At 60.3% G+C, this 21,365-nt stretch carries 22 protein-coding genes; 17 read left to right on the forward strand and 5 right to left on the reverse strand.

The window, feature by feature from the left end:
* Nucleotide 1 precedes the first annotated feature (1 nt).
* Together ACM6JQ_RS23590 and ACM6JQ_RS23595 are read right to left on the reverse strand one after the other, a co-directional pair.
* Nucleotides 2-772, reverse strand: coding sequence for a 2OG-Fe(II) oxygenase (locus ACM6JQ_RS23590; protein WP_007908184.1), 771 nt, complete (start codon nucleotides 770-772; stop codon nucleotides 2-4).
* An 88-nt stretch (nucleotides 773-860) separates the two neighbouring features.
* Nucleotides 861-1,487, reverse strand: coding sequence for a hypothetical protein (locus ACM6JQ_RS23595; RefSeq protein WP_007908185.1), 627 nt, complete (start codon nucleotides 1,485-1,487; stop codon nucleotides 861-863).
* 90 nt (nucleotides 1,488-1,577) lie between these two features.
* Here ACM6JQ_RS23595 and ACM6JQ_RS23600 point away from each other — a divergent pair, with 90 nt between their 5' ends.
* Complete coding sequence (locus tag ACM6JQ_RS23600) at nucleotides 1,578-2,576, forward strand: LysR family transcriptional regulator (RefSeq protein WP_095112869.1); 999 nt, start codon at nucleotides 1,578-1,580, stop codon at nucleotides 2,574-2,576.
* A gap of 110 nt (nucleotides 2,577-2,686) precedes the next feature.
* Here ACM6JQ_RS23600 and ACM6JQ_RS23605 read toward each other — a convergent pair whose 3' ends face one another.
* Together ACM6JQ_RS23605 and ACM6JQ_RS23610 are read right to left on the reverse strand one after the other, a co-directional pair.
* Nucleotides 2,687-3,094, reverse strand: a complete 408-nt coding sequence (locus ACM6JQ_RS23605; protein WP_414894750.1) for a PA2817 family protein — start codon at nucleotides 3,092-3,094, stop codon at nucleotides 2,687-2,689.
* 74 nt (nucleotides 3,095-3,168) lie between these two features.
* On the reverse strand, nucleotides 3,169-5,616 hold the full coding sequence (locus ACM6JQ_RS23610; protein WP_414894751.1) for an acyl-CoA dehydrogenase: 2,448 nt from the start codon (nucleotides 5,614-5,616) through the stop codon (nucleotides 3,169-3,171).
* Nucleotides 5,617-5,864: 248 nt separating this feature from the next.
* Between ACM6JQ_RS23610 and ACM6JQ_RS23615 the strand changes: the two genes are divergently transcribed.
* The 4 genes from ACM6JQ_RS23615 (at nucleotide 5,865) to ACM6JQ_RS23630 (ending at nucleotide 9,023) form a co-directional block, all read left to right on the forward strand.
* Nucleotides 5,865-6,524 (forward strand): transglutaminase-like domain-containing protein, encoded by a 660-nt coding sequence (locus tag ACM6JQ_RS23615; protein ID WP_095112871.1) that lies wholly within the window; start codon nucleotides 5,865-5,867, stop codon nucleotides 6,522-6,524.
* 43 nt (nucleotides 6,525-6,567) lie between these two features.
* Nucleotides 6,568-7,191, forward strand: a complete 624-nt coding sequence (locus ACM6JQ_RS23620) for a glutathione S-transferase family protein (protein ID WP_414894752.1) — start codon at nucleotides 6,568-6,570, stop codon at nucleotides 7,189-7,191.
* Nucleotides 7,192-7,314: 123 nt separating this feature from the next.
* Nucleotides 7,315-8,247: an ABC transporter ATP-binding protein gene (locus ACM6JQ_RS23625; protein WP_414894753.1), complete on the forward strand. Its 933-nt coding sequence runs from the start codon at nucleotides 7,315-7,317 to the stop codon at nucleotides 8,245-8,247.
* Nucleotides 8,244-9,023, forward strand: a complete 780-nt coding sequence (locus tag ACM6JQ_RS23630; RefSeq protein ID WP_007908200.1) for an ABC transporter permease — start codon at nucleotides 8,244-8,246, stop codon at nucleotides 9,021-9,023. Before ACM6JQ_RS23625 ends, ACM6JQ_RS23630 begins: the two co-directional genes overlap by 4 nt.
* Nucleotides 9,024-9,158: 135 nt before the next feature.
* Here the strand turns inward: ACM6JQ_RS23630 and ACM6JQ_RS23635 are convergent, their stop codons facing one another.
* The gene (locus ACM6JQ_RS23635) at nucleotides 9,159-9,677 is read right to left on the reverse strand and encodes a DUF2062 domain-containing protein (RefSeq protein WP_007908202.1); all 519 of its coding nucleotides are present in this window, start codon (nucleotides 9,675-9,677) and stop codon (nucleotides 9,159-9,161) included.
* Between the two features lie 136 nt (nucleotides 9,678-9,813).
* Between ACM6JQ_RS23635 and ACM6JQ_RS23640 the strand changes: the two genes are divergently transcribed.
* The 12 genes from ACM6JQ_RS23640 to ACM6JQ_RS23695 all read left to right on the forward strand — a co-directional run bounded on the left by ACM6JQ_RS23640 (nucleotide 9,814) and on the right by ACM6JQ_RS23695 (nucleotide 21,279).
* On the forward strand, nucleotides 9,814-12,048 hold the full coding sequence (locus ACM6JQ_RS23640) for a DNA internalization-related competence protein ComEC/Rec2 (RefSeq protein WP_414894754.1): 2,235 nt from the start codon (nucleotides 9,814-9,816) through the stop codon (nucleotides 12,046-12,048).
* A gap of 101 nt (nucleotides 12,049-12,149) precedes the next feature.
* Nucleotides 12,150-12,785, forward strand: coding sequence for a MotA/TolQ/ExbB proton channel family protein (locus tag ACM6JQ_RS23645; RefSeq protein WP_414894828.1), 636 nt, complete (start codon nucleotides 12,150-12,152; stop codon nucleotides 12,783-12,785).
* Complete coding sequence (locus tag ACM6JQ_RS23650; RefSeq protein ID WP_007908223.1) at nucleotides 12,782-13,210, forward strand: ExbD/TolR family protein; 429 nt, start codon at nucleotides 12,782-12,784, stop codon at nucleotides 13,208-13,210. Before ACM6JQ_RS23645 ends, ACM6JQ_RS23650 begins: the two co-directional genes overlap by 4 nt.
* Nucleotides 13,210-14,220, forward strand: a complete 1,011-nt coding sequence (lpxK, locus tag ACM6JQ_RS23655; protein WP_007908225.1) for a tetraacyldisaccharide 4'-kinase — start codon at nucleotides 13,210-13,212, stop codon at nucleotides 14,218-14,220. Before ACM6JQ_RS23650 ends, lpxK begins: the two co-directional genes overlap by 1 nt.
* A 21-nt stretch (nucleotides 14,221-14,241) precedes the next feature.
* On the forward strand, nucleotides 14,242-14,427 hold the full coding sequence (locus ACM6JQ_RS23660) for a Trm112 family protein (RefSeq protein WP_003174668.1): 186 nt from the start codon (nucleotides 14,242-14,244) through the stop codon (nucleotides 14,425-14,427).
* The gene (gene kdsB / locus ACM6JQ_RS23665) at nucleotides 14,424-15,188 is read left to right on the forward strand and encodes a 3-deoxy-manno-octulosonate cytidylyltransferase (RefSeq protein ID WP_414894755.1); all 765 of its coding nucleotides are present in this window, start codon (nucleotides 14,424-14,426) and stop codon (nucleotides 15,186-15,188) included. The genes ACM6JQ_RS23660 and kdsB overlap by 4 nt, the downstream gene beginning before the upstream one ends.
* Nucleotides 15,188-15,652, forward strand: coding sequence for a low molecular weight protein-tyrosine-phosphatase (locus ACM6JQ_RS23670; protein WP_102900035.1), 465 nt, complete (start codon nucleotides 15,188-15,190; stop codon nucleotides 15,650-15,652). The genes kdsB and ACM6JQ_RS23670 overlap by 1 nt, the downstream gene beginning before the upstream one ends.
* On the forward strand, nucleotides 15,649-16,668 hold the full coding sequence (gene murB, locus ACM6JQ_RS23675; RefSeq protein ID WP_414894756.1) for a UDP-N-acetylmuramate dehydrogenase: 1,020 nt from the start codon (nucleotides 15,649-15,651) through the stop codon (nucleotides 16,666-16,668). Before ACM6JQ_RS23670 ends, murB begins: the two co-directional genes overlap by 4 nt.
* Nucleotides 16,669-16,917: 249 nt before the next feature.
* Complete coding sequence (locus ACM6JQ_RS23680; RefSeq protein WP_007908233.1) at nucleotides 16,918-17,388, forward strand: (2Fe-2S)-binding protein; 471 nt, start codon at nucleotides 16,918-16,920, stop codon at nucleotides 17,386-17,388.
* Nucleotides 17,385-19,706: a molybdopterin cofactor-binding domain-containing protein gene (locus tag ACM6JQ_RS23685; RefSeq protein WP_414894757.1), complete on the forward strand. Its 2,322-nt coding sequence runs from the start codon at nucleotides 17,385-17,387 to the stop codon at nucleotides 19,704-19,706. The genes ACM6JQ_RS23680 and ACM6JQ_RS23685 overlap by 4 nt, the downstream gene beginning before the upstream one ends.
* Complete coding sequence (locus ACM6JQ_RS23690; protein WP_414894758.1) at nucleotides 19,706-20,686, forward strand: XdhC family protein; 981 nt, start codon at nucleotides 19,706-19,708, stop codon at nucleotides 20,684-20,686. Before ACM6JQ_RS23685 ends, ACM6JQ_RS23690 begins: the two co-directional genes overlap by 1 nt.
* A complete protein-coding gene (locus tag ACM6JQ_RS23695) occupies nucleotides 20,683-21,279 on the forward strand; it encodes a nucleotidyltransferase family protein (RefSeq protein WP_414894759.1) in 597 nt (198 codons plus the stop codon). Before ACM6JQ_RS23690 ends, ACM6JQ_RS23695 begins: the two co-directional genes overlap by 4 nt.
* Nucleotides 21,280-21,365 lie beyond the last annotated feature (86 nt).

Genomic DNA, 21,365 nt, shown 5'->3' on the forward strand with positions numbered 1-21,365 from the left:
CTCAGCTCCAGTAGGTCAGGGGTGAAGCATTGCCGCGATAGCCGACAAAAAAGGAAAGACTCAAGCGCGGGTCTGCCACGCCCGGGGTCACCGAGTGCATGCGACGCGAATTGAACATGATGAAATCGCCGGGTTGCGGTCTCACTTCGAGGGCCGGCGGGCCGAGCAGCGCCGGTTCGATGCCATAGCTGTCACCCCGCATTTCGTCGAATTGATCGGGGCTGATGTCGTCGTCCCACATCTGCAACGCGCCGCCTTCGGTCGGCATGTTCAGGTAGACGTTGCAGGCAAACTGCGCCTCAAGGCTGCGGGCCTGGAAGCTGTCCGGGGCGTCCTTGGCGAAGATGTCGTGGTGGGCGAGGAAGCACACCCCCGGTTTCACCACTCGCGAAAGGCCAACATACATTTTCCGGCCGTAGAGGTTTTCCAGGTGTGCGCCGGCGGGCCAGGATTCGTCGAGCATGCAGCGCAAGGTGTCGATCGGTGAAGAGTAGGGCGCGCAGCGATTGCGCAGTTCGGCGATGTTGCTGGTGGCGCGTTCGAAGTAGTCCTCAATCAGCAACGGTTGATTTTCCGCCTCATAAAAGGCCATGCCGATGCGGCCGATACTCGGTGCGTTGATGTAACCCTCAAAGCCTGGAGCGAGAATCTTGTCGCCAATCTGAATGGCCAGCGGCTCAGGCAAAAAGCCTTTGACGCGGATGGCGAGGACTTCTTCGTTGGCCAGTTTTTTTATGCACGTCTCATCGAGACGCTCGACGTCTAGCATCATTTTTTTAGGTCCATCTATCGATAGTCAACGGAACCTGCGAATGCGGTTCCCCGGCGTCGGACGTTGCGTGAGGCCGCGTCCGAAATGCTCAATCCACGCTGTAGTGGACGGACAACGTGCCTTTCTTCTGCGAAAGGGACGCGATCGTGACAGTGCCCAGATCCTTCAGGCTACGTACATGGGTGCCGCCACAGCCATAGGCGGGCAGTTCACCGAAACCGATTTCTCGCGCACCTTCGCGCAGCGAGGTCAGGCGCGGCAGATCGTGCTCGATCCACTGGGCGATTCCGTGTTGAACGGTCTCTGCATCGACTTCCTGCGCACCATCGCCGGGTTTGAATTGCACTCGACCTTCGTCCGGCCAGTGGTGTGCCTTGATCGGCATCCAGCCCAACGCCTGAACGAAATGCCCGATCAAGTGGCCGGCTGAATGCATGCGTGTATTGAAGTTTCGGCGCTGTTCGTCGATGCGGATACAGGTCATGCCGAGCGCCACCGGGCGATCGACAAAATGGATGATCCGGTCCGGCTCCTGTACCACGCGCAGCACCTGGCTTTCACCGATCCAGCCGGTATCACAGGGCTGGCCGCCGCCCTGCGGGTGAAACAGCGTGGCGCGTAATACCACGGCGAATTCGTGCTCTTGGGGCGTGCAGTCGAGGACTTCCACATTGGCCTTGAGGTCATCACTATGGAAAAAGAGGCGAAGCGTCATATTCCATGCCCTTATTAAAGTTTCTTTTTTTATTATATGAATCGTGCAATAACGTGATAATCCGTTCAAACATCAAAGGACTTGTGCGCTGTGAGCATCAATCTGCCGCTACCGCTGCTCGGTGAAATGGCGATTTTCGTCAAGGTCGTGGAGACCGGCAGCTTCTCTGAGGCCGCTCGGCAGCTGGGGTCATCGCCGTCAGCGGTGAGCCGCAGTATCTCGCGCCTGGAAAAAGCCTTGGCCACGCGGCTGCTGCAGCGCACCACGCGCAAGCTGCGTTTGAGTGATGGCGGCGAGGAGGTATTCAAGCGCTGTCAGGAAATGGTCAGCGCAGCCAAATCGGTCATGGAGATCAGTGGCCAGTTCACCCATGAAGCCGAAGGACTGGTGCGGGTCAGCGTACCGAAAGCGGTAGGGCGCTTTGTGATTCATCCGCACATGCCCGAGTTTCTGCGACGCTATCCCAAGGTCGATGTCGAGTTGTTGCTGGAGGATCGTCAGGTCGATTTGATCGACGACCATGTCGATCTGGCGATTCGCATCACCGATCGACCACCGGCCGGGCTGGTCGGGCGGCAATTGCTGACCATTGACCACTTGCTCTGTGCCACGCCGCAATACCTGGCCGAACACGGCACACCGACTCACCCGCATGATTTGCTCAATCACAGTTGTATCTATCTGGGCGAAACCCCGAGCGATGCGCGCTGGAAATTCAAGAAAGGCAGCAAAGCGGTAACGGTGGGTGTCCGCGGTCGCTATGCCGCCAATCACACCGGTGTGCGATTGGGCGCAGTGTTGCAGCACATCGGCATCGGCAGTCTGCCGTATTTCACTGCCCGCTATGCGCTGGAGCAAAAGTTGGTGGTCCAGGTGCTGCCGGATTGGACCTTCCTTGCGTCCTATCACGGTGGACTGTGGTTGCTGCACTCGCCGACGCGTTATCTACCACCCAAATTGCGGGTGTTTATCGACTATCTGGTGGAATGCCTGGAGAAAGAACCGACCTTGAGCAAGCCGGGTAAGTCAGGTGGTGCGAGTAACGCAGCCATGGCGTATGAATTACCGGAAAGCGAGGGATTGCTGTAACGCAGAAGCAAAAGATCGCAGCCTTCGGCAGCTCCTACAGGGGATTGCGTGAGTCCACTGTAGGAGCTGCCGAAGGCGGCGATCTTTTGACCTTCAACCAAACAGTTAAATCAGTGCTTGCTGTCCTGAGCGGACATCGCCAGCAGCTGTTTTTCCTGGTTCCAGTCGAACGGTTCATCGTTCTGTTCGGCTTCGTAACGGCGTTCTTCCAGTGCCTGATACATGTCGATCTCTTCATCGGCCAGGTAGTGCAGGCAATCACCGGCGAAGAACCACAGCAGATCGCGCGGGATCAGGTGGGCGATTTGCGGGTAACGGGTAATCACTTGAGTCAGGATGTCCTGTCCCAGGTACTGGCTTTCGATCGGATCGATCGGCAGCGATGCCAGCAGTTCGTCGAAACGCTCCACGAACAGGGCATGGCTTTCTTCGGGAACCTGTTCGGCCTCACCTACGGCGACCAGGATACTGCGCAGGTGGTCGAGCAAAACAAGATGATCGGCAACGACGTTGGACACGAGATAAGTCCTCAAGAGCAAAACGGGCGCGGGAGTATAAAGCTCCTGCGCCCTGTTGGACATGTTTGTCAGGATCAGCGGACTTTGCCCTCTGCCAGCGCCAGCTCCTCTTTGTCGAAATCATCGACGTCGATCACCTTGCGTCGCGCCGCTTCGGCATCGCGCAGACTCTGCGCTTCCACTGGTTGCAATACTCCAGCTTCAAGCGCGGCATCGATGGCGTGTTCACCCGCGACCGGTTTGACCTGACCGCTTTTCAGCGAGGTGTGCAGTTTTTTGTGCAACGGCTGCGCAGCATTCAGCAGATCGCTGGCGTGTTGCAGCGCGCCGACGGCATCGTCTGCCGACTGTGGGCGATAGCAACCGGCAAGCAGTTCTTCCAGCGCCGGATCGCCCTTGGCGCGACCAATCACGCCAGCCACTTCGGCACCGAGTTTGTCCGACGGGCCTTTGTGACGACGACCGAACGGGAAAACGATGACTCGCAACAGACAACCGAACACTTTGTTCGGGAAGTTGCGCAGCAACTCATCCAGCGCCCGTTCCGATTGGCCGAGGCTTTCTTCCATCGCCCAACGGAACAGCGGTTCCATATAGGGCGGCGAATCCAGATCGTGGTAACGCTTAAGCGCAGCCGAGGCCAGATACAAGTTGCTCAATACATCACCCAAACGTGCCGACAGACGCTCACGACGCTTCAGTTCGCCGCCGAGCAGCATCATGCTGAAGTCGGCGAGCATGGCAAATGCCGCTGCCTGGCGATTGAGTGCGCGGAAGTAACCCTGACTGATCTTGTCGCCCGGCGCATGTTCGAAGTGGCCGAAACCGAGGTTCAGCACCAGCGTGCTGGCCGCGTTGCTTACGGCGAAACCGATGTGTTTGAGCAGCAGGCCATCGAACTCTTTCAACGCCTGATCCTTGTCTTCGCGGCCGGCCAGAGCCATCTCCTTCAGTACAAACGGATGGCAGCGAATCGCGCCCTGACCGAAGATCATCAGGTTGCGCGAAAGGATGTTTGCGCCCTCCACGGTGATGAAGATCGGCGCACCGTTCCAGCTGCGCCCGAGGTAGTTGTTCGGCCCCATGATGATCGCCTTGCCGCCGTGCACATCCATCGCATGGCTGATGCACTCGCGGCCGCGTTCGGTGAGGTGGTACTTGAGGATCGCCGACAGCACCGAAGGTTTTTCGCCCAGGTCCACCGCGTTGGCGGTAAGCATGCGTGCCGCGTCCATCATCCACGCGTTGCCGCCGATGCGCGCCATGGCCTCCTGAATACCTTCGAACGCCGACAGCGGCACGTTGAACTGCTCGCGAATCTGCGCGTACTGACCCGTGACCAGACTGGTGAATTTGGCTGCGCCGGTCCCGACGGCCGGCAACGAGATCGAACGGCCGACCGACAGGCAGTTCATTAGCATCATCCAGCCCTTGCCGAGCATTTCCTGACCGCCGATAAGGAAGTCCAGCGGGATGAACACATCCTTGCCGGAGTTCGGGCCGTTCATGAATGCCGCGCCCAGCGGCAGGTGACGACGACCGATTTCCACGCCGGGGGTGTCGGTCGGGATCAGTGCCAGACTGATGCCAAGGTCTTCCTTGTCGCCCAGCAGATGTTCCGGGTCATAGGCCTTGAAAGCCAGGCCGAGCAGGGTGGCCACGGGGCCAAGAGTGATGTAACGCTTTTCCCAGTTCAGGCGCAGGCCGATGACTTCCTGACCTTGCCATTGGCCTTTGCAGATGATCCCGGTGTCGGGCATCGCGCCGGCATCGGAACCCGCGAGCGGGCCGGTGAGGGCAAAGCACGGAATGTCATCGCCCCGGGCCAGACGCGGCAGGTAGTGATTGCGTTGTTCGTCGGTGCCGTAATGCAGCAGCAGTTCGGCCGGGCCGAGTGAGTTCGGCACCATGACAGTGGAGGCGAGGTCACCGCTGCGGGTGGCCAGTTTCATCGCCACTTGCGAGTGCGCGTATGCAGAGAAGCCTTTGCCGCCGAATTCTTTCGGAATGATCAGGGCAAAAAAGCCGTGTTCCTTGATGTGCGTCCAGGCTTCGGCCGGTAGGTCCATCGACTGGCCGATCTGCCAGTCAGTGACCATCGCGCAAAGCTCTTCGGTCGGGCCGTCGATGAACGCCTGTTCTTCTTCGCTCAATTGCGCCTTGGGATAGGCCAGCAGCTTGTCCCAGTCCGGGCGGCCGCTGAACAGCTCGCCGTCCCACCACACGGTCCCGGCGTCGATCGCGTCGCGTTCGGTCTGCGACATCGGCGGCAGGGTTTTCTGGAACCAGCTGAACAGCGGCGCAGTGAAATGTTTGCGGCGCAGGTCAGGCAGCAGCAGCGGTGCGGCGACCACCGCCAGCAAGATCCACAACACCGCCAATAACCAGCCCGGCGCATGACTGAAAATGCCCATCGCCAGCAGGTAGGCGGCAACGATGCCCAACGCAGGCAGAGGGGAAATACGCCGGTGGGCGAGATACGCCACGCCAACGATCAAAACCAGTATCCACAACAACAGCATATTCAGTCCTCCGTGAACCAAGGCAAATCGACCCTCCAGAGCTTAGACGGCATCTGTAAAAGCGGGTGGTCAGACCAAGGTGATTGAAATCGTGGGAAACCCCGGATGGTGTTCGTAGGTTCGGTGGGCAACACCTGTGGGAAATCGTTCGCTGATCCCGCGTCTTTGCGTGCAAGTTTGGCCGAAACGTCGTTATCTCTGTGCTGAAGGTATCGCTAGACTCGGGGCTCACCCAGGAGATTGTCGTCATGCACGAGTATCTGAGTCCCGGCCGCTTCATCGATAGTGACCACCCGGCGGTGGTGGAGTTCGCCGAACTGCATCGGGGCATCAGTCGCGATCCGCTCGAGCAGTCGATCAGTCTTTATTACGCCGTGCGTGAGGCGGTGCGCTACAACCCCTACACCTTCAGCCGCGATCCGCAGACCTTGTGCGGCAGTTATGCGCTGGCGACGGGGGAGAGTTATTGCGTACCGAAAGCCACGCTGCTGGCGGGCTGCGCGCGGCATTGCGGGATCCCGGCGCGCATCGGTCTGGCCGATGTGAAAAATCACCTGTCGACCCCGCGTCTGCTCGAGTTGCTGAAAAGCGATATGTTCGCCATGCACGGCTATACCGAGTTCTTTCTCAATGATCGCTGGATCAAGGCAACACCGGCGTTCAACCAGAAGCTCTGCGAGTTGTTCAATGTCGCGCCGCTTGAGTTCGACGGCATCAACGACAGCGTTTTCCATCCGTTCAACCGTGACGGTGCGCAGTTGATGGAGTATCTGGTCGACCACGGGCAATTTTCCGATGTGCCGGAAACGTTCTTCTTCGAGCATCTGCAAAAGTGCTATCCGCATCTGTTCACTGATCAGCAACCACAGTTGCTGGGCGATATGCAGAGTGATTTGAGCCGTACCTGATCCGGCGTATGCTGCCTGCCCACTCATTTGAAAAGAGGCGGTCATGCTGAAGATCTGGGGACGGAAAAACTCATCGAATGTCAGAAAGCCATTGTGGGCCGCCGAGGAGCTCGGCCTGGCCTACGAAGCGATTGATGCCGGCGGCGCATTCGGCGTGGTCGACACACCCGAGTATCGGGCGATGAACCCGAACGGGCGGGTGCCGGTGATCGATGACGACGGTTTTGTGTTGTGGGAGTCCAACGCCATCGTCCGCTATCTGCTGGCCAGACATGCGCCCGACAGCCATTGGTATTCGGCAGATCCGCAGGCGCGCGCCGTCGCTGACAAGTGGATGGACTGGACCACGTCGAGTTTTGCCGGTCCTTTCCGCACGGTGTTCTGGGGTGTGCTGCGCACGCCGGCGGACAAGCAGGACTGGACGGCAATCAACGCCGCGATCAAGGAATGCAACGAGTTGCTGAGCATGGCCGACAGTGCCTTGGCCAGTCAGCCATATCTTTCCGGCAATGACATCGGCATGGGCGATATCCCGTTGGGCAGTTTCATTTATGCCTGGTTCGAGATGCCCATCGAACGCGCCCCGCAACCCCATCTCCAAGCCTGGTACGAGCGCCTGAAGCAGCGTTCGGCCTACCAGAAAGCGGTTATGACCGCGTTGACTTAATACCTACTATCGACACACTTGACTGTACTTGTACGGCGGCGGCAAGCACCATTGCGCACTTGCGCTGCGGTTCGATCCTTCGCCGCCGTCTCCTTTTTCCCTTCAATGGTGCGTAAATCAGATATGAGTTCCGCTCTGTCCATCCGGCAGCTAACCAAAACCTACGGCAACGGGTTCCAGGCCTTGAGTGGTATCGATCTGGACGTCGCCGAAGGTGACTTTTTCGCCTTGCTCGGCCCCAACGGTGCCGGCAAATCCACGACCATCGGCATTCTCTCGACACTGGTGAACAAGACCAGCGGCACGGTGAATATCTTCGGTCATGACCTGGACAAAAATCCTGCGCAGCTCAAGCGCTCGATCGGCGTCGTGCCCCAGGAATTCAACTTCAACCAGTTTGAAAAGACCTTCGATATCGTCGTGACCCAGGCCGGTTACTACGGCATTCCGGCGAAGATCGCCAAGGAACGCGCCGAGCAGTATTTGACCCAACTGGGCTTGTGGGACAAGCGCGATGTGCCGTCGCGTTCGCTGTCGGGCGGTATGAAGCGGCGCTTGATGATTGCCCGCGCACTGGTGCATGAACCGCGTCTGCTGATCCTCGATGAACCGACCGCAGGTGTTGATATCGAGCTGCGCCGTTCGATGTGGACGTTCCTCACCGAACTGAACCAGAAAGGCATCACCATCATCCTCACCACGCACTATCTGGAGGAGGCTGAGCAGTTGTGTCGCAACATCGGCATCATCGACCACGGCACCATCGTCGAGAACACCAGCATGAAACAATTGCTGGGCCAGTTGCACGTGGAAACCTTCTTGCTCGACCTGAAAAACGACTTGAGCGCCGCGCCGCAATTGCTCGGCTATCCGGCCCGGTTGATCGACGGCCATACCCTGGAAGTCCAGGTCGACAAATCCATGGGCATCACGGCGTTGTTCACCCAGTTGGCGCAGCAGAACATCGAAGTATTGAGCCTGCGTAACAAAACCAATCGCCTCGAGGAGCTGTTCGTGTCCCTGGTCGAGAAAAAACTGTCGAAGGTGGCGGTATGAGTTCCGAATTCCGTCCCAACCTCGTCGCCCTGCAGACCATTGTTTACCGCGAGGTCAAACGCTTCACGCGGATCTGGCCGCAAACGCTGCTGCCGCCGGCGATCACCATGGTTCTGTACTTCGTGATCTTCGGCAATCTGATCGGTCGCCAGATCGGTGACATGGGTGGCTTCACTTACATGGAGTACATCGTGCCGGGGCTGATCATGATGTCGGTGATCACCAACTCTTACGGCAACGTGGTCTCGAGTTTCTTCGGCAGCAAGTTCCAGCGTTCCATCGAAGAATTGATGGTCTCGCCGGTATCGCCGCACACGATTCTGATCGGCTTCACCATTGGCGGCGTGTTGCGTGGCTTGATGGTGGGTGTGATCGTGACGATTCTGTCGCTGTTCTTCACCCATTTGCAGGTGCATCACCTCGGCGTGACCATCCTCGTGGTGGTACTGACGGCGACGATCTTCTCGCTGCTGGGCTTCATCAACGCAGTGTTTGCGCGCAACTTCGATGATATTTCGATCATCCCGACCTTTGTGCTGACGCCGCTGACGTACCTGGGTGGGGTGTTCTACTCGATCACGCTGCTGCCGCCGTTCTGGCAGACCGTGTCGCTAGCCAACCCGGTGCTGCACATGGTCAACGCTTTCCGTTACGGCATTCTGGGTGTGTCGGATATCCGCATCGGCATCGCGATCACCTTTATGCTGGTGGCGACGGTGGTGTTGTATCTCGGTTGTGCGCGGTTGCTGGTGAGTGGGCGCGGGATGCGTACCTGACTCCAGACCGAGTCGTGGCCATCGCGAGCAGGCTCACTCCTACAGGGGAACGAATTCCAATGTAGGAGTGAGCCTGCTCGCGAATGCAGACGCCACAAACCAGAACGGCCTCCCATTGTGGAGGCCGTTTTGCATTCAGCGCATGCGGCTTTTCTTGCGCCGCGCCCATTGCCGCGCGACCCACCAGCGCCAATACATCATCACCAGACAGTAGGCGAGGGCGCCAAGCACCAGCCCTACCACCACCGAACCGAGCAGAAACGGCTGCCACAGCGTCGACAACTCGCCGCTGATCCATTCCCAGGTCAGCTCATCCGGCAGATGCCGGGCGGGCACGTCCATCAAAAACGCCCCGGCCTGATAAGTGCAGAAAAACACGGCCGGCATGGTGATCGGATTGGTCAGCCACACCAGACTGACCGCAATCGGCATATTCCCTCGCACCATGACGGCGAGGGCAGCCGCCACCAGCATCTGCGCCGGAATCGGCAGGAATGCGGCGAACAGGCCGACGGCCATCGCTCGGGCGACCGAGTGGCGATTGAGGTGCCAGAGGTTCGGGTCATGCAGCAACTTGCCGAGAAAGCGTAAGGATTTGTGTTCCCTGATGCTCGTCGGGTCGGGCATGTAACGTTTGAATAAGCGCCGGGGCATAAGGCTTCTCGGTCGGTTAAGGCGGCAAGTATGTCTGGATTCTACGAAGCGCCCATTCAGACTTTGTGACAATTGTTGACGACGCTTGTGCCCGACACCCGCTATGCCTAAAAGCGGGACTCTCAAGGACGGGCTTATGCGCACAGGGATGATGGCGCTCGCAGTCGGTCTGCTGGCCCCGGTTTTTATGCCGGCACTACCGCCGGTCTGGTTGATGGTGCTGTTGCCGGTCGTGGCTTTGATGCTGCTGCCGTTTCGCAGCTACCCCTTGGCGTTTTTGCTGTTTGGCTTCACGTGGGCCAGCGTCGGTGCGCAGTGGGCGCTGAATGATCGCTTGCCGATCGGGCTGGATGGCGAAACCCGGTGGGTTGAAGGGCGGGTCGTCGGTTTGCCGCAGAACAGCGACGGCGTGGTGCGCTTCGAATTGGCCGATGCACACTCACGGCATGAAAAACTGCCGGCGCTGATGCGACTCGCCTGGTACGCCGGCCCGCCGGTCAACAGTGGCGAGCGTTGGCGATTAGCGGTCAAGCTCAAGCGTCCGGGTGGATTGCTCAATCCGCACGCTTTCGATTACGAAGCATGGCTGCTGGCGCAACGCATCGGCGCCACAGGCACGATCAAGGATGGCCAGCGCCTGACAGCCGCACGCTGGGCCTGGCGCGACAGCATTCGCCAGCGTTTGCTGAGTGTGGATGCGCAGGGGCGAAGCGGCGCGTTGGCCGCGCTGGTGCTTGGCGATGGCTCGGGACTCAGTCGCGAGGACTGGCAGATTCTGCAGGACACCGGCACCGTGCACTTGCTGGTGATTTCCGGCCAGCACATTGGCTTGCTGGCGGCAGTGATGTACATGCTGGTCAGCGGATTGGCCCGTTTTGGCCTGTGGCCGCTGCGCTGGCCCTGGTTGCCGTGGGCCTGTGGTCTGGCATTTGCGGCGGCGCTCGGTTATGGCCTGCTCGCAGGATTCGACGTGCCGGTACAGCGCGCCTGTGTGATGGTCGGTCTGGTGCTGTTGTGGCGCCTGCGTTTTCGTCATCTTGGTGCATGGTGGCCGTTGTTGCTGGCGTTCAATGCGGTGCTTTTGCTCGATCCCCTGGCCAGTCTGCGCCCCGGTTTCTGGCTGTCCTTTACCGCTGTTGCCGTGTTGATCTTCACCTTTGGCGGTCGGCTGGGCGCGTGGCGTTGGTGGCAAACCTGGACGCGGGCGCAGTGGTTGATTGCCATCGGTCTGTGTCCGGTGTTGCTGGCACTGAATCTGCCGATCAGTCTTAGCGGACCACTGGCGAACCTGTTGGCAGTGCCTTGGGTCAGCCTGGTTGTATTGCCGCCAGCACTGCTCGGCACGTTAATGTTGCCGGTGCCGTATGTCGGTGAAGGTCTTTTGTGGCTGGCCGGCGGTTTGATCGATGCGCTGTTTCGTACTTTGGCCGTGATCGCCGGGCAGTGGCCGGCATGGACAGCCGCCGCTGTGCCGGGTTGGGTCTGGTTGCTCGGCAGCCTCGGTGCCGTGTTGTTGCTGTTGCCGCGCGGCGTGCCGATGCGTGCACTGGGCTGGCCATTGCTATTGCTGCTGGTCGTGCCACCACGCGAACGGCTGGATGAAGGATTGGCCGATATCTGGCAGTTCGATGTCGGCCAAGGCCTGGCCATCTTGATTCGTACTCGTCATCACGCGTTGCTCTATGACGCTGGGCCACGCTTTGGCGATTTCGATCTCGGCGAACGGGTGGTACTGCCCGCGTTGCGCAAGCTCAGTGTAGAGAAACTTGACCGGATGCTGCTTAGCCATGCGGACGCCGATCACGCGGGTGGCGCTCTGGCGATCATGCGCGGTTTGACCGTCGCTCATGTGCTCAGCGGCGATCCGGCGGCACTGCCCGCGCAATTGGGCGCCGAAGCCTGCGAAAGCGGCCAGCAATGGCAATGGGACGGCGTGCGTTTTCAGCTCTGGCAGTGGGCGGAGGCTCACGACAGCAATCAGCGTTCCTGCGTAATGCAGATCGAGGCCAATGGCGAGCGCTTGCTGCTGACCGGCGACATCGACAGCCATGCCGAGCGCTTGCTGCTCGACAGTCCGCTGGCCGTGCCGACGCAATGGCTGCAATCGCCGCACCATGGCAGCCGCAGTTCATCGTCCATGGCGCTGCTCAAAGTCTTGCAGCCTGAGTCCGTGCTGATCTCGCGAGGCCATGGCAACTCTTTCGGCCATCCGCACCCGACCGTGCTGGCGCGTTATCGCAAATTGAATCTGCACATGTACGACAGCGCCGAGCAGGGCGCCATTCATCTGCAACTGGGTACCTTCAAGGCGCCACGCACAATGCGTCAGCAACGGCGTTTCTGGCGTGATCCGCCCGCACTGGCCCGTTGATCGGGGCGTGGGCGAATGGGGCATCACGGTCGTCGGGGCGGCGGGTCTTAATCGTGAATCGGTATGGTAAAGTGGCGCACTTTTTCGAGGGGACTGTCACTGTGTGGGAATTGGTCAAATCCGGCGGCTGGATGATGTTGCCGATCATTCTGAGCTCCATCGCGGCCATGGCGATCGTCGCCGAACGCCTGTGGACCCTGCGCGCCAGTCGCGTCACCCCCGAGCATCTGCTGGGCCAGGTCTGGGTGTGGATCAAGGACAAGCAGCTCAATAAAGAAAAGCTCAAGGAATTGCGCGCCAATTCGCCGCTGGGAGAAATCCTCGCCGCCGGTCTGGCCAACTCCAAGCATGGTCGCGAGATCATGAAAGAGTGCATTGAAGAAGCCGCCGCCCGCGTTATTCACGAGCTCGAACGCTACGTCAATGCGCTGGGCACGATTGCCGCCATGTCGCCGCTGCTGGGCCTGCTGGGCACGGTGTTGGGCATGATCGACATTTTCAGTGCCTTCACCGGTTCAGGTATGACCACCAATGCCTCGGTATTGGCCGGCGGTATCTCGAAAGCGCTGATCACCACGGCGGCGGGCTTGATGGTCGGTATTCCGGCAGTGTTCTTCCACCGGTTCCTGCAGCGCCGCATCGATGAACTGGTCGTCGGTATGGAGCAGGAAGCGATCAAACTGGTTGAAGTGGTGCAGGGCGACCGTGACGTCGATCTGACCGAGGGCCGCGCGTGAAATTCCGTCGCAAGCCTCGGGAAACCATCGACATCAACCTCGCATCGCTGATCGATGTGGTGTTTATCCTGCTGCTGTTTTTCGTCGTGACCACCACGTTTACCCGTGAAACCCAGTTGCGCGTCGACCTGCCGGAAGCGGTCAGCGGCTCACCGGCCGAAGACCAGCAGCTCAAGCAGATTGATGTGGCTATCAGCGCTGAGGGCGTGTTTTCGGTGAACAACAAGATTTTGCCGAAAAATGATCTGGCGACCCTGATGGAAGCCATGCAGAAAGAGTCCAACGGCGACACCAACATGCCGTTGTCGATCAGTGCCGATGGCAAGACTCAGCATCAATCTGTGATCACCGCCATGGACGCGGCCGGCAAGCTCGGTTTCAGCCATCTGCGCATGACCACGGTCGAGGCGGCGCCGAAATCCTGATGAGTCTGTCCGATCGTTTGCTAGCCGCGTGGTATCAGGGGCACCCGGCCCTGACGTTGCTGCGGCCGTTGGAGTTGTTGTACCGCCGCGTGGTGGTCAAAAAACGCCAGCGCTTTCTCGACGGCGAGGGCGAGATCTATCAGCCACCGGTGCCGTTAATCGTCGTCGGCAACATCACCGTGGGTGGCACCGGCAAGACACCGATGATTCTCTGGCTGATCGAGCACTGTCGGCGCAGCGGCTTGCGCGTCGGCGTGGTCAGCCGTGGTTACGGTGCCAAACCGCCGCAGCTGCCGTGGCGGGTTGAGGCCGATCAAGCCGCCGACATTGCCGGAGACGAACCGCTGCTGATCGTCCAGCGCACCGGCGTACCGTTGATGATTGACCCCAATCGCAGCGCCGCCGTCAAAGCCTTGCTCGCCAGCGAACCGCTGGATCTGATCCTGTCGGATGACGGCATGCAGCATTACCGTCTGGCGCGAGATCTGGAACTGGTGCTCATCGATGCCGCCCGTGGTCTGGGCAACAAGCGTTGTCTGCCGGCCGGACCGTTGCGGGAGCCGATCGAGCGCCTGCAAAGCGTCGACGGCGTGCTGTTCAATGGTGCCACTGAAGACCGAGACGACGGTTTTGCTTTCCGTCTGCAACCCACCGCGCTGGTCAATCTGCGCAGTGGCGAGCGCAAGTCGCTCGATCATTTCCCGTCCGGCCAGGCCGTGCACGCGGTCGCCGGGATCGGCAATCCGCAACGTTTCTTCAATACCCTCGAAGCGCTAGACTGGCGCGCAGTGCCCCACGCGTTTGCCGATCACGCCGAATACAGCGTGCAGGCCTTGAATTTCACACCGTCATTGCCGTTGGTGATGACCGAAAAGGACGCGGTGAAGTGCCGTGCCTTCGCTACAGCCGACTGGTGGTATCTGGCGGTCGATGCCGTGCCGTCGCCGGCCTTCGTGGCCTGGTTTGACACGCAGCTGATGCGCCTGTTGCCCGATCGGCTTTTGCCTTAACTCTTTACTCAGGGAATGTTCATGGACACCAAATTGCTCGATATCCTCGCGTGCCCGATCTGCAAAGGCCCGCTCAAGCTCAGCGCCGACAAGACCGAGTTGATCAGCAAGGGCGCCGGTCTGGCATACCCGATCCGCGACGGCATCCCGGTGATGCTCGAAAGCGAAGCCCGTACCCTGACCACCGACGAGCGTCTGGATAAATGACCACTGCCTTCACCGTTGTCATCCCGTCACGTTTCGCCTCGACCCGTCTGCCGGGCAAACCGCTGCTGGACATCGCCGGCAAGCCGATGATCCAGCACGTCTGGGAACAGGCGAGCAAAAGCAGCGCCAGCCGCGTGGTGGTTGCGACTGACGATGCGCGCATCGTCGAGGCCTGCAAGGCCTTTGGCGCCGAAGTGGTGCTGACCCGTGAAGACCATAATTCCGGCACCGACCGTCTGGCCGAAGTCGCGGCGAAACTGGGCCTCGAGCCTGACGCGATCGTGGTCAACGTGCAGGGTGACGAGCCGCTGATTCCACCGAGCGTGATCGATCAGGTCGCCGCCAACCTCGCCACCCACACCGAAGCGCGCATGGCCACGCTGGCCGAGCCGATCGAGGACGTGGAAACCCTGTTCAATCCGAACGTGGTCAAGGTCGTCAGTGACATCAACGGTCTGGCGCTGACCTTCAGCCGCGCGACCTTGCCGTGGGCACGCGATGCGTTTGCCAAGAGCCGCGAGCAACTGCCGGAAGGCGTGCCGTATCGTCGCCACATCGGCATTTATGCCTACCGCGCCGGTTTCCTTCAGGATTTCGTCAACTGGGGGCCGTGCTGGCTGGAAAACACTGAATCCCTCGAGCAACTGCGTGCCCTGTGGCACGGCGTGCGCATTCATGTTGCTGACGCGTTGATCGCGCCACCGACCGGAGTTGACACCGTCGAAGACCTTGAGCGCGTTCGTCGCCTGCTGGAGGCCTGATGCGCGTTCTGTTTGTGTGCCTGGGCAATATTTGCCGTTCGCCCACCGCTGAAGGCGTGTTGCGCCACAAACTGCGTGAAGCGGGGCTGGCGGATCAGGTTGAAGTGGCCTCCGCCGGCACCGGTGACTGGCACGTCGGCAACCCGCCGGACAAACGCAGCCAGGCTGCGGCGAAAGTGCGCGGTTATGACTTGTCGGCGCAACGCGCGCAGCAGGTCAGCCGTGCTGACTTCGCCAGTTACGATCTGATTCTGGCCATGGATAACAGCAACCTGCGCAACCTCAAAGCCTTGCAACCATCCACCGGCAAGGCTGAACTGGATTTGTTCCTGCGCCGTTATGCCGGGCTGGTCGATGAAGTGCCGGATCCGTATTACGACGGCGATCAAGGGTTCGAGCAGGTGCTGGATCTGATCGAAGCGGCTTGTGACCAACTGTTGATCGAAGTGAAGGGCCGGTTATGAGTTTGCAGGTGCAACCGCAGGTTTCCCTGAAACCGTTCAACAGTTTTGGCGTGGATGTTCGCGCGCAACTGTTCGCCGAGGCCCACAGCGACGCCGATGTCCGTGAGGCGTTGGCTTATGCGAAAACACATGACGTGCCAATGCTGGCGATCGGCGGTGGCAGCAACTTGCTGCTGACCGCAGATATCCCGGCGCTGGTGCTGCGCATGGCGACGCGGGGGATCCGCGTGGTCAGTGATGACGGCAATCGTGTGGTGATCGAAGCTGAAGCCGGCGAGCCTTGGCATCCCTTTGTGCAATACACGCTGGCGCATGGTTTTTCCGGACTGGAAAACCTCAGCCTGATTCCCGGCACCGTCGGCGCTGCGCCAATGCAGAACATCGGTGCCTACGGTGTCGAGATCAAGGATGTGTTTGCCGGATTGACCGCGCTGGATCGCCAGACCGGCGAGCTGCGCGACTTCAGCCTCGAAGAGTGCAACTTTGCCTACCGCGACAGCCTGTTCAAGCAGCAGCCTGGGCGTTGGTTGATTCTGCGCGTGCGCTTCAAACTGGATCGCGTCGCGCATCTGCATCTGGAATACGGCCCGGTGCGTCAGCGCCTGACCGAGCAGGGTATCGAGCAGCCGACGCCAAGTGACGTCAGTCGCGCCATCTGCAGCATCCGCAGTGAAAAACTGCCGGACCCGGCGGTGCTTGGCAATGCCGGCAGCTTCTTCAAGAATCCGCTGGTGTCGGCGGCCGTCGTCGCGCAAATCAAAACGCAGCACCCGGACGTGGTGGCTTACGCGCAACCGGACGGGCAGATGAAACTGGCGGCGGGTTGGCTGATCGAGCGTGCCGGCTGGAAAGGTTTCCGTGAGGCCGATGCCGGCGTGCATAAATTGCAGGCGCTGGTGCTGGTCAACTACGGCGCGGCAACCGGTTTGCAACTGCTCGACCTCGCGCAACGCATCCAGAAAGACATTGCCGAACGTTTCGATGTCGAGCTGGAGATGGAGCCTAACCGCTATTGAGGCTACGCTTTCAAAAGCGCCATCCAAAGCCCTGCACTGATAAAAAAGTGCAGGGCTTTTTTGTTAACGCTGGGTTAACTTAGCGAGCTAACGATAACCGTCATTTGCTCCACCAAAGGCCCGGTGCAGACGTTCCCGTCGGCACGAGAGAGCCTGATTAGCCTGAGTCGATCTGCGTGAACCACACCGCTGATTTTCCGGCGGCAGATTGCTCGACCCCATAACCACTAAAAATATGCGGGCGTGCCCATGATTACCCTGAAGCTCAACGGTCAAGACCTTCCCCTCGATGTCACTGAAGACATGCCGCTGTTGTGGGCGATTCGTGATGTCGCCGGTTACAACGGCACCAAATTTGGCTGCGGCATGGGCCTGTGTGGCGCGTGCACCATTCATATCGATGGCTTGCCCGCGCGCAGTTGCATCACGCCGATCGGCTCGGTGGTCGGACAGAACGTCACCACCATCGATAACCTGCACGCCGACCCGGTGGGTCAGGTCGTCCAGCAAGCCTGGCTCGACACCGCTGTAGCCCAATGCGGTTTCTGTCAGGGCGGGCAAATCATGTCGGCCACCGCGTTGCTCAAGACCAACCCGAACCCGAGCGACGAGCAGATCGAAGAAGCCATGGTCGGCAATATTTGTCGCTGCGGCACCTACAACCGAATCAAAACCGCTATTCGTCAGGCCTCCACTCACTTGAAGGAGGCCAAGGCATGAGCCGTCTTCCGAATGATTTCGCCCTGAGCAATCTCAGCCGTCGCGGTTTTCTCAAAGGCGTCGGCGCCACCGGTGCGCTGGTGCTGGCGGCGAGTTGGGGCTGGCAGGATGCGTTGGCCGAGGACAAACCGAAACAGTTCGGCGCCGATGGCATGCCTAATGGCTGGATCGATGATCCGAAGGTCTACGTCAGCATCGCCGCTGACGGCACCGTCACCGTGGTCTGCAACCGTTCGGAAATGGGCCAGGGCGTGCGCACCAGTCTGACCATGGTCGTTGCCGACGAGTTGGAAGCCGACTGGGCGCACGTCAAAGTGCAACAGGCGCCGGGCGATGAAGTGCGTTTCGGTAACCAGGACACTGACGGTTCGCGCAGCATGCGTCATTGGTACGAGCCGATGCGTCGTTGTGGCGCGGCGGCGCGGACCATGCTCGAGCAAGCTGCCGCTGCGCAGTGGAAAGTGCCGGTCGGCGAATGCCACGCGCAGTTGCATAAAGTCATCCATAAACCGTCCGGCCGTGAACTGGGCTATGGCGAACTCGCCGCTGCCGCCAGTGCGTTGCCAGTGCCGGCGCGTGACAGTCTGCGCCTCAAGCAACCGTCGGAATTTCGCTACATCGGCAAGGAAGGCAGCAAAGCCATCGACGGTGACGACATCGTCAACGGTCGTGCCGTGTACGGCGCCGATGTGCATTTCGATGGCATGTTGTACGCGACCATCGCCCGTCCGGCGGTGTACGGCGGCAAGGTCAAATCGCTGGATGACAGCGCCGCGCTGAAAGTCCCTGGCGTACTCAAAGTGCTGCAGATCGAAAGTCGCCCGTTGCCTTCGGAATTCCAACCGTTGGGCGGTGTGGCCGTGGTGGCCAGCAATACCTGGGCAGCGATCAAGGGCCGCGAGGCGCTGAAAATCGAATGGGACGATGGGCCGAACGCCAGTTATGACTCGATCGCCTATCGCAAGGAACTGGAAGCTGCGTCGCTGAAGCCTGGCAAAGTGGTGCGCAACACCGGCGATATCGACAAGGCCCTGAGCGGCGCCGCGAGTACGCTCGAAGCTTCGTATTACCTGCCGCACTTGGCGCAGGCACCGATGGAGCCCATGGTCGCCATCGCCCGTTACAAGGATGGCGTTTGCGAAGCGTGGGCGCCGAGTCAGGCGCCACAAGTCACCCGCGAACGCATCGCCGAGCGTCTTGGGCTGCCGTTCGACAACGTCACGTTCAATGTCACCTTGCTTGGCGGCGGTTTCGGCCGCAAGTCGAAACCGGACTTCGTCGTTGAAGCAGCGATTCTCGCCAAAGAGTTTCCCGGTAAAGCCGTGCGGGTGCAGTGGACGCGTGAAGATGACATCCACAACTCGTATTTCCACACTGTGTCTGCTGAGTACCTCAAGGCGGGCGTGGGCAAGGACGGTATGCCGTCCGGTTGGCTGCATCGCACCGTGGCACCGAGCATCACTGCGTTGTTCGCGCCGGGCATGAACCATGAAGCGGCATTCGAACTGGGTATGGGCTTCACCAACATGGCCTACGCGATTCCCAATGTGCGTCTGGAAAACCCCGAAGCCACCGTGCACACGCGAGTCGGCTGGTATCGCTCGGTGTCGAACATTCCCCATGGTTTCGCGATCCAGAGTTTCGTCGATGAGCTGGCGCACAAGGCCGGCGAAGATCCGCTCAAATACCAGATCAAACTGCTCGGCCCGGATCGCCAGATCGACCCGCGCACCTTGAGCGAAGAGTGGAACTACGGCGAATCGCCCGAGCGTTATCCAATCGATACCGGGCGCATGCGCACCGTGCTGGAAACCGCCGCGAAAGCAGCCGGTTGGGGACGCAAACTGCCGAAGGGCCGTGGTCTGGGTCTGGCGGTGCATTACAGCTTCGTCACCTATGTGGCGGCGGTGATTGAGGTTGAAGTAAAAGACGACGGTACGCTGATCGTGCACAAGGCTGACATTGCCGTGGACTGCGGGCCGCAGATCAACCCCGAGCGCATTCGTTCGCAGTTCGAAGGCGCTTGCGTGATGGGCTTGGGCAACGCGGTGCTGGGCGAAATCAGCTTCAAGGACGGCAAGGTGCAGCAGGACAACTTCCACATGTACGAAGTGGCGCGCATGTCGCTGGCGCCGAAGGAAGTCGCCGTGCATCTGGTGACACCGCCGGGCGACGTGCCGTTGGGCGGCGTTGGCGAACCGGGCGTGCCACCGATTGCGCCGGCACTGTGCAACGCGATCTTCGCCGCCACCGGCAAGCGCATCCGCAATCTGCCGGTGCGTTATCAGTTGCAGGGCTGGCAGAAGGCAGAGGCGTAATGGACAGCGTCGACCTCAATGTCCTGCGCAGCGTCCTCGAATGGCGCCGCGCCGGGCAGCGGGTGGTGCTGTTCAGCGTGGTGCAGACCTGGGGCACTGCGCCCCGGGCGCCCGGCGCCATGCTCGCCTTGCGCGAGGATGGCGTGGTGATTGGTTCGGTGTCGGGCGGCTGCGTCGAGGATGACTTGATCGCCCGCCTGCACGATGGACGGATCGCCACCGATGGGCCGCCGGTGCAGTTGATTACTTATGGCGTCACGCGTGAAGAGGCGGCGCGCTTTGGCTTGCCTTGCGGCGGCACGTTGCGCCTGACCGAAGAGCGCGTCGGCGACCCTGCCTGGGTTGCCGAATTGCTGGCCCGTTGTGAGGCTCACGAGATCGTTGCTCGCGAACTGAACATCGAAACCGGCGAAGTGCTTCTGTCACCGGCGAGCAAAAGCGATGCGCTGGAATTCGATGGCAAAACCCTGCGCGCCATTTACGGTCCGCGCTGGCGTCTGCTGTTGATCGGCGCCGGCCAGTTGTCCCGCTACGTCGCGGACATGGCTCGACTGCTGGATTTCGAGGTATTGATCTGCGATCCGCGCACCGAGTTTGTCTACGGTTGGGAGGAGCATCACGGGCGTTTCGTCCCGGGCATGCCAGATGACGCGGTGCTGAGCATCCAGACCGATGAGCGCACGGCGATTGTCGCGCTGACTCACGATCCGCGTCTGGATGACATGGCATTGCTGACGGCGCTGGATTCGCCAGCCTTCTATGTTGGCGCGCTCGGCTCGCGGGTCAACAGTCAGAAACGTCGGGAGAATCTCGCTCAGCTAGGCTTGTCGGTAGAGGCGATCAATCGACTGCACGGGCCGATCGGCTTGCACATCGGCAGTCATTCGCCGGCGGAAATTGCCTTGTCGTTGTTGGCGGAAATCGTCGCAATCAAGAACGGCGTCGAACTGAAGCAGAAAAAAAACCTGGAGGGCACATGAGTCGATCCATTGCAGTGATTGTGCTGGCGGCGGGCGAGGGCAGTCGCTTTCGCCAGGTGGCGGGTGCCGACAAGGACAAGTTGCTGGCGGACTGCACCGGGCGGGATGGTGCGGTGCGTTCGGTGATCGAGCAGGTGCTGGTGAATCTGCCGGCCAGTCTGGACAAGCGCGTGCTGGTGACGACCGAGGCACGGCCGCAGGTGATGCGCATGGCGCAGGCTTATGGTTGTGACGTGGTCTCGATCGAATCGACCGGGATGGGTGACAGTATTGCCGCTGGCGTTACCGTGTGCCCGGATGCTGATGGCTGGTTGATTGTGCTGGGGGATATGCCGTTTATCTTGCCGTCGAGTATTGAGCGTGTGGTTGAGGCGATTGCTGACGATGCGGTGAGTGTGCCGGTGCAGGATGGCGAGTTTGGTCATCCTGTGGGGTTTGGGCGTTCGTTTGGCGCGGGGTTGCAGGCGTTGAGCGGTGATCGTGGGGCCAGGCCGTTGTTCACGCAGGGCAGGGTGGTGGAGATTGCTGTCGATGATCCAGGCGTTCTGTGGGATATCGATGTGCCTGAGGCTTTGGTTTTTGCCTCGTCTTGAGATCTGTGTGAATTCCTTAGAGGCCCTCACCCTAACCCTCCCGAAACGTCGGACCGCCCAGAGGGAGAGGGGACTGACCGACGTGT

The organism is Pseudomonas sp. IT-232MI5, assembly GCF_949767845.1.
Classification (GTDB): Bacteria; Pseudomonadota; Gammaproteobacteria; order Pseudomonadales; family Pseudomonadaceae; genus Aquipseudomonas.

Coding starts and splice junctions, on each gene's coding strand:
- ACM6JQ_RS23690 (WP_414894758.1), top strand. CDS start 19,706: ATGGACAGCGTCGACCTCAATGTCCTGCGCAGCGTCCTCGAATGGCGC.
- ACM6JQ_RS23630 (WP_007908200.1), top strand. CDS start 8,244: ATGAGTTCCGAATTCCGTCCCAACCTCGTCGCCCTGCAGACCATTGTT.
- ACM6JQ_RS23625 (WP_414894753.1), top strand. CDS start 7,315: ATGAGTTCCGCTCTGTCCATCCGGCAGCTAACCAAAACCTACGGCAAC.
- ACM6JQ_RS23615 (WP_095112871.1), top strand. CDS start 5,865: ATGCACGAGTATCTGAGTCCCGGCCGCTTCATCGATAGTGACCACCCG.
- ACM6JQ_RS23695 (WP_414894759.1), top strand. CDS start 20,683: ATGAGTCGATCCATTGCAGTGATTGTGCTGGCGGCGGGCGAGGGCAGT.
- lpxK (WP_007908225.1), top strand. CDS start 13,210: ATGAGTCTGTCCGATCGTTTGCTAGCCGCGTGGTATCAGGGGCACCCG.
- ACM6JQ_RS23610 (WP_414894751.1), bottom strand. CDS start 5,616: ATGCTGTTGTTGTGGATACTGGTTTTGATCGTTGGCGTGGCGTATCTC.
- ACM6JQ_RS23590 (WP_007908184.1), bottom strand. CDS start 772: ATGATGCTAGACGTCGAGCGTCTCGATGAGACGTGCATAAAAAAACTG.
- ACM6JQ_RS23620 (WP_414894752.1), top strand. CDS start 6,568: ATGCTGAAGATCTGGGGACGGAAAAACTCATCGAATGTCAGAAAGCCA.
- ACM6JQ_RS23680 (WP_007908233.1), top strand. CDS start 16,918: ATGATTACCCTGAAGCTCAACGGTCAAGACCTTCCCCTCGATGTCACT.
- ACM6JQ_RS23685 (WP_414894757.1), top strand. CDS start 17,385: ATGAGCCGTCTTCCGAATGATTTCGCCCTGAGCAATCTCAGCCGTCGC.
- ACM6JQ_RS23635 (WP_007908202.1), bottom strand. CDS start 9,677: ATGCCCCGGCGCTTATTCAAACGTTACATGCCCGACCCGACGAGCATC.
- ACM6JQ_RS23660 (WP_003174668.1), top strand. CDS start 14,242: ATGGACACCAAATTGCTCGATATCCTCGCGTGCCCGATCTGCAAAGGC.
- ACM6JQ_RS23640 (WP_414894754.1), top strand. CDS start 9,814: ATGCGCACAGGGATGATGGCGCTCGCAGTCGGTCTGCTGGCCCCGGTT.
- murB (WP_414894756.1), top strand. CDS start 15,649: ATGAGTTTGCAGGTGCAACCGCAGGTTTCCCTGAAACCGTTCAACAGT.
- kdsB (WP_414894755.1), top strand. CDS start 14,424: ATGACCACTGCCTTCACCGTTGTCATCCCGTCACGTTTCGCCTCGACC.
- ACM6JQ_RS23595 (WP_007908185.1), bottom strand. CDS start 1,487: ATGACGCTTCGCCTCTTTTTCCATAGTGATGACCTCAAGGCCAATGTG.
- ACM6JQ_RS23670 (WP_102900035.1), top strand. CDS start 15,188: ATGCGCGTTCTGTTTGTGTGCCTGGGCAATATTTGCCGTTCGCCCACC.